The organism is Flavobacterium aquiphilum, from assembly GCF_027111335.1.
Lineage (GTDB): Bacteria > Bacteroidota > Bacteroidia > Flavobacteriales > Flavobacteriaceae > Flavobacterium > Flavobacterium aquiphilum.
In genome coordinates this window covers 2,474,746-2,487,556 of sequence record NZ_CP114288.1, presented here as the reverse complement: position 1 = coordinate 2,487,556, position 12,811 = coordinate 2,474,746, and the positions used below count along the sequence as shown (strand labels likewise).

At 35.8% G+C, this 12,811-nt stretch carries 4 protein-coding genes; 1 reads left to right on the top strand and 3 read right to left on the bottom strand.

Annotated elements, in window-relative coordinates:
• Window positions 1-28: 28 nt before the first annotated feature.
• Window positions 29-7,909 carry a DUF7507 domain-containing protein gene (locus OZP12_RS10240; protein ID WP_281228990.1) on the bottom strand — a complete coding sequence of 2,627 codons (7,881 nt, stop codon included), beginning with the start codon at window positions 7,907-7,909 and terminating at the stop codon, window positions 29-31.
• Window positions 7,910-8,495: 586 nt separating this feature from the next.
• Here OZP12_RS10240 and OZP12_RS10235 point away from each other — a divergent pair.
• On the top strand, window positions 8,496-9,971 hold the full coding sequence (locus OZP12_RS10235; RefSeq protein WP_281228989.1) for a sensor histidine kinase: 1,476 nt from the start codon (window positions 8,496-8,498) through the stop codon (window positions 9,969-9,971).
• Here the strand turns inward: OZP12_RS10235 and OZP12_RS10230 are convergent, their stop codons facing one another.
• Both OZP12_RS10230 and OZP12_RS10225 read right to left on the bottom strand, forming a co-directional pair.
• On the bottom strand, window positions 9,972-10,604 hold the full coding sequence (locus tag OZP12_RS10230; RefSeq protein ID WP_281228988.1) for a response regulator transcription factor: 633 nt from the start codon (window positions 10,602-10,604) through the stop codon (window positions 9,972-9,974).
• Window positions 10,605-11,105: 501 nt separating this feature from the next.
• Window positions 11,106-12,737: a beta-N-acetylhexosaminidase gene (locus OZP12_RS10225; RefSeq protein ID WP_281228987.1), complete on the bottom strand. Its 1,632-nt coding sequence runs from the start codon at window positions 12,735-12,737 to the stop codon at window positions 11,106-11,108.
• Between the last annotated feature and the right edge of the window lie 74 nt (window positions 12,738-12,811).

The window sequence follows — 12,811 nt, the reverse complement described above, 5'->3', positions numbered from 1 at the left end:
TAATAATGTTCGCTCGAAATCTTTTAAATTAATCCCTGCTTATATTCAAATAACCCGATTTATCAATTCCGGTACCGCTAAAATCTTCGTATTTAATAACATAAAAATAGGTTCCGCTAGGTAATCCTTCTGATTTATTCACTGTTACCCTGCCTTCGGAAACCCCTTTAAAAGCAACTGTATCATTATTATATCCATCAGCTTCATACACCTTAACACCCCAACGATTAAATACCTGAACAGTATTTTTTGGATAACACTCTATTCCCCTGATACGGAAAATATCGTTCAATCCGTCTCCATCAGGAGATACGGCATTAAAGACTTCCAAACTACAGCCTTCAATTCCCAAAACTGTTGGATCGTCTTGCAATGGACTATCATCGTCAGACATATCAGTCACTTCTGCTCCTGTTGGAGTTATTCCTTTTATCTTAGCTTGGTTGGTTACAGATCCCTTTACGATATCTTGCTGAGTTATGTGATAAGTCCCTTTAAATGATGTACCATCAGTGGCTCCTACCGCCAAGTTTATTGGTCCGCCTGAAATAACAATTCCAAGTAAAGCGTCCGTAAGAGTAACATTGGTAAGCGGTAAATTTCCTGTATTCATCACTGTGAAGGAATAATCAATTGTTTCTCCAATCTCTGCATAACCATCTCCATTTTCGTCTTTGAAAATTCCTTTTTTCACAATAGCAATAGAAGGTGATTGAGGTATTGCAGTTATGGTACATGTCAAACAACTAGATAATATTGGACATTGAGTACAAGGAGTCGGATCAACCGATACAGCCGTAACCGAGTTATTTGTAGAAGTGATTGCCGATATTAAAGCCGAATTGTAAGCATATCCTAACGCTATATCAGCATTGGTAATCGGATACACCGCTGTGAAAGTAACGCTATCTGAAGCACCTCCAGCCAAAGAATTCAAAGTCCCTTTTATGGCAGGTACATTGTTGTCCTGAATTGCAATATTGCTTAAAGAAACATTACCTGTATTGGTTACTGTAAATGAATAATTAATGACGTCCCCTACATTAGCAATACCATCTTTATTTTTGTCTTCATAAGTTCCTTCTTTCATAATTGAAATTCCCGAAGTCGAATTTAATGTTGTTACTGTCGGATTGTCATTGTTAATCGCAGTACCCGATGTGTCGGTCACTGTACCGCCTGTTGGAATAGTTCCTGTTACTGTAGCACTGTTGGTTACTTTTCCGGCATCAATATCCGATTGTTTAATTGCATAAGTTACTGTTGCTGCTCCAATCGCATTTGGAGCTAAAGCACTTGGGCTTACAGTCAAATTCACGCTATTGGTCAAAGCATCGTTTATTACAATATTGCTCAACGTAATATTTCCGGTGTTAGTTACCGTGAAAGTATAAGTAATCAAATCACCCACTTTTACAGTTCCACCAACAACCCCTGTTTTCACTACCGCTATACCAGGATTTGAATTCAAGGTAGTTACCGTAGGAGTGTTATTGGCAATCGTTGTCCCCGATGTGTCGGTCACTGTACTGCCAGTTGGTGTAGTTCCTGTTACAGTGGCACTGTTCGTTACTTTACCTGCATCAATATCAAATTGTTTAATTGCATAAGTTACCGTTGCTGTTCCAATTGCATTTGGAGTTAAAGTACTTGGGCTTACAGCCAAATTCACGCTATTGGTCAAAGCATCATTAATGACGATATTATTTAAAGTAGTGTTCCCTGTGTTAGTTACCGTGAAAGTATAAGTAATCAAATCACCCATTTTTATAGTTCCTCCTACAACTCCGGTTTTAACAACAGCTATTCCAGAGCTTGAACTCAATGTAGTTACCGTAGGTGTATCATTCGTAATAGTAGTTCCTGATGTGTCGGTCACTGTACCGCCTGTTGGTGTGGTTCCCGTTACCGTAGCGCTGTTCGTTACTTTTCCAGCATCAATATCCGATTGCTTAATTGTATAAGTTACCGTTGCTGTTCCAATAGCATTAGGGGCTAAAACATTCGGGTTTACTGCCAGATTTACACTATTGGTTAAAACATCGTTAATAACGACATTATTCAAAGTAGTGTTCCCTGTGTTGGTTACTGTGAAAGTATAAGTAATCAAATCACCTACTTTCCCTATTCCTCCTACTACTCCTGTTTTTACAACAGCAATACTTGAGAAGGATACCACTACGGTTACTGTAGCAGTGTCACAATTGGTTGGATTTAATTTTTCACAAATGGTGTAAGCCACTGTATAAGTTCCTGCTGGAGTATTTGGAGCTACCGTTACGCTTCCATCTGTATTTACCGTTAATGGACCATTTGGTGTAGAACTAAAATTAACATCCGCTGGATTTACAGGGTTTCCTCCTAAAGTATCATTTGCAAAAACATTGATTCCGGTGTTACCTCCAGTATTTCCATAAACAGGTACTATATTGGCATCAGCCACCGCATCAATTACTGCTGCAGATACCGTTATTGTTACGGTCGCAGAATCACAATTGGTTGGGTTCAATTTTTCGCAAATGGTATAAGCTACTGTATAAGTTCCAGCAGGGGTATTTGGTGCTACTACCACACTACCATCAGTATTTATTGTTAATGGCCCATTTGGTGTAGAACTAAAATTAACATCCGCTGGATTCACAGGGTTTCCTCCCAAAGTATCATTTGCAAAAACATTAATTCCGGTGTTACCTCCAGTGTTTCCATAAACTGGTGCAGTATTGGCATCAGCCACCGCATCAATTACTGCTGCCGATACTGTTATTGTTACGGTTGCAGAATCACAATTTGTTGGGTTCAATTTTTCACATATTTGGTACGTGATAGTGTAATTTCCAGCAGGAGTCCCAGAAGGAACACCAACTACTCCAGTAGCAAGATCTACAGACGGAACCGGGGCACCAACAAATGCAGGTGTCGCTGGAGTTGATACGGTCAAATTAACATCACCGATTACAACCGGACTTCCATTCAGAGTATCGTTTGTCAATACATTTCCAATATTTGAATTACCAACTAAACCTAATGTTGATGGCAAACTATCGTCTACCGCATCAATTGCTGCAGCAGTTACTGTTACGCTTACTGTAGCAGTATCACAATTTGTTGGGTTCAATTTTTCACAGATTTGATAGGTAACCATATGGTTTCCTGCTGCCGTATTTGGTGCCACAGTTATACTTCCGTCAGCATTTACAGTCAATGGCCCATTTGGTGTAGATGTCAACGTTACTTCCGATGGGATTACCTGAGTTCCATTTAGGGTGTCGTTTGTCAAGACATTTATAGAAGGAGTACCACCTGTGTAACCATTAATAGATGTAGTATCGTCATTGGCTAAAATTATGGCTGCTGTAACTGTAACCGTTACAGTAGCCGTACTGCAATTAGATGGGTTTAATTTCTCGCAGATTTGATAGTTAACCGTATAGTCTCCTGCTGCCGTATTTGGTGCCACAGTTATGGTTCCTCCTGTATTTACTGTCAATGGTCCGTTTGGTGTAGAGATAAGTGTTACTTCAGATGGATTTACAGGATTTCCATTTAGGGTGTCGTTTGTCAAAACATTTACAGGAGCTATACCACCAGTGTAACCATTAATGGAAGTAGCGTCGTTATTAGCCAAAATAACAGGAGCTGTAACTGTAACCGTTACAGTAGCCGTGTCACAATTTGATGGATTTAATTTCTCGCAGATTTGATAGGTTAAAGAGTAACTTCCTGCTTGAGTTCCCGCTAAAACTATCACATCCGTACCCGATAAAGTGATTCCTGGATTAGTAGAACTAACGAATGTTGTATTAACTTGTGATGAAGCAACTGCTGCGCCATTCAAAGTATCATTTGTTAAAATATTTGAAAAAGCGGTACCTCCTAAATGGCCTTCAATATTTGTTCCTGTATCGTCATTGGCTAAAATTACAGCTGGAATAACCGTTATGGTTACTCTCGCACCATCACAATTTGTTGAGTCTGATTTATCACAAATCTTATAATCCAATGAATAGGCTCCTGCAGGAGTTCCCGCCGCAACTATTACATCGGTACCGGATAAAGTGATTCTGGGATCAGTTGAACCTACAAATGAAATATCAACGTTGGAAGTGGTTGCTGGAGCTCCATTTAGAGTGTCATTTACTAGAACATTTGTAAATGCAGTACCTCCTAAATAACCATTAACAGGTGTTCCCGTATCATTATTTGCCAAGATAGTAGGTGCTGTAGATGCTACAACTACATTTACAACTGCCAAATCACAATTCGCAGGATTCAATTTTTCGCAAATTTGGTATGTCAATGTGTAATTGCCTACTGGAGTTCCTGCTGCAACTACCACATCAGTTCCTGATAGACTAATTCCCGGATTGGTAGAACTCACAAATGTGATGTTAACTTGTGATGAGTTAACCAAAAATCCATTCAAAGTGTCATTTCCTAAAACATTTTGTAATGCAGTACCTCCAGCTACAGTACCAACAGTATCTCCAACATCATCATTAGCCAAAATTACAGCGGCAGTTACTGTTACTGTTACTGTAGCAGTATCACAATTACCTTGATTTAATTTTTCACAGATTTGATACGTAACAGTATAAGTTCCGGCAGGAGTATTAGGTGCCACCGTTATACTACCGTCTGTATTTACAGTCAATGGCCCGTTTGGTGTAGAAGTCAAAGTTATTTCTGATGGGGTAACTGGTGTTCCGTTTAGGGTATCGTTTGTAAGGACATTTACTGGAGGAACACCACCTGTGTAGCCATTAATAGTTGCCGTATCATCATTGGCCAAAATTACAGGAGCTGTAACTGCAACCGTAACTGTAGCCGTATCGCAATTGCCTGGATTCAATTTTTCACAAATGGTATAGTCTACTGTATAAGTTCCTGCGGGAGTAGTTGGCAATACCGTAACTGTACCGTCGGCATTTACCGTTAGTGGCCCGTTTGGTGTAGAACTAAAATTAATAGCTGACGGATTTACCGCAACTCCGTTTAATTTATCGTTTCCAAATACATTGATTCCTATATCTCCTCCAATTACACCGTTTATTGTACCATTATCATCTACGGCATCAATCACAGCTGAAGTTACCGTTATCGTTACAGTGGCTGTATCACAGTTTGTCGGGTTCAATTTTTCACAAATGGTATAATCTACCGTATAAATTCCGGCTGGGGTATTTGGAGATACCGTAACCGTACCGTCGGCATTTACCGTTAATGGCCCGCTTGGTGTAGAACTAAAATTTACGTCTGATGGATTAACCGCTACTCCGTTTAATTTATCGTTTCCAAAAACATTGATTCCTGCATCCCCCCCGGTTAATCCTTTTATTGTACTATTATCCGCTACGGCATCAATGGCTGCTGCCGTTACCGTTACTGTTACCGTTGCGCTATCGCAAGTCAAAGCGTTTAACTTATAGCAAATTTGATAAGTTATTGAATAAGCCCCTGCCGGAGTATTCGCAGGAACACTTACTATACCAGTGACAGAATCTATAGAAGGCACAGGCGCACCTGAAGATTTAGGGGTAGCCGGACTCGTTACTGTTAAATCTACATCACTAATTGCTACCGGATTTCCACTTAAAGTATCATTTGTCAATACATTCGCTACATTAGAATTTCCTGTAAGTCCTGAAATTTGAGGAAAATTATCATTTACCGCATCTATAACAGCACAAAACAATGTTCCTCCGCTAGTACCTGATGTATTAACAAATGCCCCAAACACATCAATATCATTTATTACACTGGCAAGTGACCCAACTGTAATCCTAATTTCGTCAAAAGATTTAGTCGCCCTGAAACCCACGTTATATATTCCGGAACCGGAACCATAAGGTGTCAATAAAGATAGATTTAATAAGTTCCCGGCATTTCTTGATTCCTGAAAAACACCATCCAAATAAGTAGAAACAGTCAAAGCACTGAATAAATCCAGCTGAACTAAACTATTTCTGTCTCTTATTGTAAACCCTGCAAAAGTGCCTTTCGGATAAGTCGATAATTGATCTAGAACTGCAATGGATGACGGAGCTATTACTCCAGCTGCAACCCTAATTCTGGCATAATCAGTCGTACTCGCTGTCAATACATTATTCGTATCATCAACCGCACAGGAAACACAGGCCACTCCATCTACACCCGTTTTACTATTATCTACAACAACAGGAAAAGTTGGATTTGTCCAGGAATAAGTTGTATTACATAGTAATGTTACAGGACACAAATTCTCAAAAACAGCATTATACACTTTTACCAGCCCCAAATTTACTGTTGCCGTGTTCTGTACTGTAATACGGGCTTCATCAAATGGTTGTGAAGTAACAAACCCAATAGTCTGTTTACTACTTCCTAACAGAAGATTGGTTCCAACTATAGCCAAAGCTGTATTCCCAGATTTACTCTCCTGAAGAACCCCATTAAGGTAAGTTGTTATTGCAATTGCATCCAAAGCATTAACATTCAGCAATGAAGGATTTTCAACAGTAAAACCTACAAATGAACCTGAAGGATAATCTGTTATTTGATCTTTTACCGAAATACTTCCTGATGCTAATACTCCTGTAGTTAAATCAATTTCTGCATAAGTAGATGCATCATTATCGATTAACTTTTCAGTATTTTTCACAGAACATAAGGCACAGACTGCTCCTCCAATACCTGTATTTTCACCATTAATGTAAACAGGATAAGTTGGAGCCACCATCTCAGTTTGTGTGTTACATGCCAAAGCTGGTCCTGCACAAAATTTTTCGAAAACAGCATTATACACTTTTGTAGTCCCTAAAGTCACTCCTAATATTTGATTTAATGAAATTTGAACTTCATCAAAGTCAGTAGTTGAAACAAAACCAATTTTGTTTCGACCTGAAGTGTTTAATAAATTAGTCCCGGCTACTAAATTATTTCCGGAAATTGTTTCTTTAAGAACTCCATTAAGGTAAGTGGTTACTGTTACATTTGCTAAAGCTGAAACAGTTAGCAAATTGGTGTTTTCAATTTCAAAACCGGCATATGTCCCCGCTGGGTAATCAGTAAATTGGTCTTTAACTGAAAGCCTTCCCAATGCAGCTATCCCAGCAGTTAAATTAATTTGAGCAAAATCATTTGCGTCTGAGCTAATTGCATTTTCAGCATTATCCACTGAACAATTAACACATGCCACAGCACTAATCCCTGTATGATCACCATTTATATAAACCGGATAAGTCGGCAGGTTCATTGCTGTTGCCGTATTACAAGTCAATGCAGGGCCTTGACAATAACTTCTTATTACAGGATAATAGACGTTCACACTAGTTAACAAACCCACCAAACCACCTACGGAAATTTCAATAGCATCAAAACCCATTTTTGTATTGAACCCCACAACATAATCACTACCTGTAAATTTAAGCAATCCTAAACTCAAGAGAGAAGCAGCGGTAACTGATTCTCTAAAAGTGCCATTCAAATACGTTTTGATTGTTATTCCCCCAAGCAAATTTACATCCAATAATCCGCCAGAATTAATTCTATAACCTGCATAAGTCCCAGCCGGATAATCGATATTTGGATCTGTCACCCTATAATTTGCAAAACCGCCCACACCAAGGGCAACTGTAGCCGTAGCAAAATTATTTAGGTCGGAGTCTATCAATCTGGACTCATTGGAAGCCGAGCATGTCAAAAAAGTACAGCCCCCAGTAATATTGCCTGTTGCAGTCAAACTATTAAAACTGCTCCCATTAATAAAAGGAAGTGGCGTTTCTGTATTACATTGTGCCGAAACATTTGTTATCGTACACAAATAAAATACTATAAAAAGCAATATTCTTCTGAATACACCTTGAATCAATTTTGCCGATACAATAAAATAAGCTAATTGATTGAACGGAAGATTTGGGTAATTTTTTTTCATAGAATAACGGTTTAAACTTTTTAATAAAATAAGATTTGGAACTCTATTTATTATTTTGAAAACAGGAAAAATGTCTTACTCGTTAAAATATTATTTGGCTAATAAAAATTAACAAATACTAGATTTAATGTTTAAAAACATCTAAAAAAAACTAATATTCAAGTAAATTTAACATTTTAAGAAAAAACTTAAACTCAATTCAGGCAAACAAAAACCGACATTGACATAGAATTAATTCTAGGAGAAAAACTACAACAAATGTTAAAATTAAAAATTGATAATTTGAATAAACACTCTTTCAATTCATTAGACAAAACACAAACCGTAAATTAATTCACATAAATTCAATTTTGAATCATATTAAAGGAAGCATGCTAAAACCCATACGCAATTCTTCAAAAGAAAAAACACTGTATGGACAAATTTTTCATGCTTATCAAGCTAATAAAACTATACTATTCTATTTCTTTTAAGAGTATATAAAACAATTATTACGATGTATTATCTTATTATTACTAACATAAAGGTTAATTATTTTAAAAAAATTAACTAATTTTCTTAATTTATACATTCTAAATAAAAAAGTATGACTCAAATTAAAGACTCAGCGAAATCAAAAAATCACAATATAATCCTCCTCTATATCATCCTGTTTTTTTCATGTACCTCACTAATTGTCATAAACTATATTACGATTAGAATTTTATCGGCATCAAGGGCATACATAAACGGTGAGTCACATTATTCCAAAGGGCAAAACAAGGCCTCCCGGTATTTAATCACTTATTTATATACAGAAAACAATAAAAATTGGGAATCATTTAATAAAGAATTGAGCGTCCCATTGGGAGACCAATTGGCAAGAGTCGCTTTAACTCAAAACCTTAATGACAGCATTGCAAAAAGAGGTTTTAGGACTGGGAGAAATAAAGAAGATGATTTAGATGATTTAATTTGGGTTTTCAAGAATTTTAATACAGTACCATTTCTTAAAAAAGCAATTGATGAATGGAAAAACGCTGATGAATCAGTAAACCAACTACATAAAATAGGTATAAAAGTCCATCAAAAACTTCAAGTCGAAAAACTAGATGAGGAAACAAAGCGCAAGCTTTCATCAGAAATCAGTTTAATATGCGAAAGGCTTGGTGCCGCTGCAGATAGATTCTCAAATATTGTTGGTGACGGCACCCGGAAAATTAAAGACAATCTAATCACTATAAACATTTTTTTCATTTTATTAATCATTAGTAGTACAAGTATCTACTATGTGATTACATTAAAAAAAATGATCCTCTCAGAAAAAGCTCTTAAGAGCAAAAAGGCACAATTACGTGAAATGGTTAATGACTTAGAAAAAACCAAAATCGAATTATCAACAGAAATTGTCCAACATAAAAAGTTAATCGGAACAATAAGTCACGATATAAAAAGTCCGCTGAAGTATTTGGCAATGACCAACAAATATATCTACGAGGAAGCTAAAAATTATGATAATGAAAAATTAAAAAAGAATACAAAATCTGTTTATTCTTCCACACTTCAATTATTCAATTTCATCGATAGCCTACTAACCTATTCCAAAATCTTCTTTGGAGGCAAATCCTCTGAGAATTCTGTTTATAATCTAAAAGAACTGGTACAAATGAAACACAATTTATTTCATGAAATTGCTGAGGCTTCCAATAACATTTTAATAAATGAAATTGATGAAAAAATTACAACAAAAATAAACAAGGACATATTATCCGTTGTTCTCCACAACATCATTGATAATGCTATAAAAAACACTGAAGATGGAGTCATTAAAACATATAGCTATATTAAAAACAAAAAATTATATCTTATAGTAGAAGACACAGGAAAGGGATTTAAAGAAGAGGATTTGGTTTATTACAATCAATTAAGCAATCAACAATCCGCAGAAAAATTAATGCTAAAAAACAGCGGAATGGGAATTCTTATGATCGTAGAATTAATACATATACTGAATGGTGACATCAATTTTTTCAACAAAAAAGAACAAGGAGCCAAAGTTGAAATAATTACGGATTTGAATTAGTCAAACCGTAAATTTTTTAAATAATTCAGATAATTCAATGATGTTGGTTATATGAGCCTTTTTGAAAATGTTTAATTTGTGGGTACTTACGGTCGTCATTTTTATATCCAATTCATTTGCTATTTCAAGGTTGCCAAATCCTTTTACAAGAAGTTCGGCTATTTCAAATTCACGTTGAGTAAGGTCTTCCAAAGGATTGCTGTTTTCTCCCTTATTTTGGGAAAAAGCTATAAACTTTTCAAGAATATCCATCGAAATATATTTTCCAACTTCCAAAACGGTTTTTACCGCTTTTACAATGGTATCGCTTTCGCTAAGCTTATTCAAATACCCATTGGCTCCTGCCTGGATATAACGAAAAGCATAAATTTCTTCCTCATGAGCCGAAAAAATTAATATTTTCACATCTTTTTGTATTTCCCTTAAATCGTCAATCATATAATATTTTTTCCCTCCGGGCAAATTGATATCCAATATGACCAAGTCGAAAAAATTCTTTTCCAATTCAACCAGTGCTTCCGGAAAATCATTGGCACCAAAAACCTGAATACCCTCTATTTCATTTTCCAACAAAAGTGACATTCCAGATCTTACAATAAAATGATCATCAACAATAAGTATTTTTTTTATCATGGATAAAATTTAAATTAAAATCAATCTGCAGCCAAAGACAACACTAAAAACTATCATTCCCCCATCTTCTTTTCAAATAAACAAAATGTGTTCGAAAACAACAATATTTTAAAACTAAAAATCCTTCAGAAAGTTTAATGAATAGCCCGTTGAGTGAAATTATTTGAAGCAAATAAAAATGACTAGATATTGATCAAATATAGTTAAAAATTATTTTAGGGTTTTAGAATTGGTCATTCAGAAATTGATTGTCCGTTTTTAATCATAACCCTGTAATGCTTGTTATTACTAGTCTGTCGAATAATTTTCTTCAAAATATCTTCTATTAAGCTTGTAAACGAACTCAATTGAAAAGTAAAAAAAGAAGAAGCATTAGAAAAGGATTGTAATTTTATAAAAAATGAGCCCGATAAAATACCGAACCCATTTTCACTAAAACTAAACTAATTCCTTTAAGCCTTTGAGAACAAACAAACGCTTTTTCATTTAATTTTTAAGAAGCTATTCTTTAAAATAATTAGTTCCCCAAATATCATATCTTTTTTTTTGGGTCTCGATTTTTTTTTGGAATTCAATCCAGTTTTTGTTTTCTTTTGAAGACCATAAAACTTCACTTAAAGCACTCAACCGAGGAAACAACATATATTCTGCTTTGGCTGGATTTGAAATGTACTCCGTCCAAAGACATGCCTGAGAACCTAAAACATAATTGGTTTCTTCTGATGTTAATTCTTTTGGAACCGGATCATAATTATAAACTTTTTCAATAAGGGTTAGACCTCCCTGAGTAACTTGTTTTTCATTTTCGGTTTGGTTAAGATCCAAATAAACATTTTTGTATGGGGTCATAATCACCTGATGCTTTGCTTTAGCGGCAGTAATACCTCCCTTCTCTCCTGTCCAACTCATTACAACAGCATTTGGCGCAAGACCACCTTCCAGGATTTCGTCCCAACCTATTATTGTCTTTCCTTTAGAGTTGATATATTTTTCCATTCTTTGGATGAAGTAACTTTGCAGTTCATGTTCATCTTTCAAGCCTTTTTCTTTCATCAAATTTTGACAAAACTCACTTCGTTTCCAGGCATCTTTTGGACATTCATCCCCGCCAATGTGAATATATTTTGAAGGAAACAAAGGGATTACTTCATCCAATACATCCTGCAAAAACTGGAATGTCTGTTCAGTTGGTACATATACATCATTTTTTACTCCCCAGGTTTCCACAACAAATTTCACTTTTCCATCTGCCGATTCCTGTTTACTTTTATCGGCGAATAATTCGTCAACTTTATCTGTTTTCTCTTTCGGAAAACAACTCAACTGGGGATAAGCAGCAATTGCCGCACCACTATGTCCAGGCATTTCGATCTCCGGAATTACCGTAATAAAACGATCTGTGGCATATTTTACAATATCTTTGACTTCCTCCTGAGTGTAAAAACCACCTTCGGGTTTATTATCGTTCACAACACCGGGGCGTCTATCAATAATGGATCCGTTTCTCTTGGAACCAATTTCGGTTAGTTTGGGATATTTTTTAATTTCGATGCGCCAACCCTGATCGTCTGTCAAGTGCCAATGGAAATAATTCATTTTATGCAATGCCAAATAATCGATGAATTTTTTAACGAAAGAAACAGGGTAATAATAACGTGCGACATCCAATAAACCACCTCTGTATGCAAAACGAGGCTCGTCTTTAATCCCAACCTGAGCAATTTTTAGGTTTTTACTTTTTTCGACAGGCAACAATTGAATCAATGTTTGCATGCCATAGAAAGTTCCAGCTGCTGAATTCCCAAAAATTTCAACTCCTTTTTCATCCGATTTCAAACTATAGCCTTCGTTTTTGAGCCCTTTGGCTTTTTTATCGCTTATGACCCTGATATAATTCTTATTTGCTTTTTTTACTATCGGTAATTGAAAACCATAATAATCCGACAGATATTTGTTCAGGAAAACTGCAGTTGACTTATCTGCATCATTGGCAACGACCAAACTTGTTTTTGATGTAATCTCAAAATTTCCTCTATTTTTGGAAACCTGCAGCGGTTGAGGAATGATATTTACTTCCTGCGCAAATGATAATGCAGTAGAAAAAAGCAGCGTAATGAAAAATGGTCTTAACATGTTTTCTATTTAAATTATTATATCCTATTCGTTTTTTTTTCAATTTAATTGTATTCAAAATAAATTTTTAATTT

Excerpts from the sequence above, each read along its gene's own strand:
- OZP12_RS10240 (WP_281228990.1), bottom strand. The coding sequence starts at position 7,909 with ATGAAAAAAAATTACCCAAATCTTCCGTTCAATCAATTAGCTTATTTT.
- OZP12_RS10225 (WP_281228987.1), bottom strand. The coding sequence starts at position 12,737 with ATGTTAAGACCATTTTTCATTACGCTGCTTTTTTCTACTGCATTATCA.
- OZP12_RS10235 (WP_281228989.1), top strand. The coding sequence starts at position 8,496 with ATGACTCAAATTAAAGACTCAGCGAAATCAAAAAATCACAATATAATC.
- OZP12_RS10230 (WP_281228988.1), bottom strand. The coding sequence starts at position 10,604 with ATGATAAAAAAAATACTTATTGTTGATGATCATTTTATTGTAAGATCT.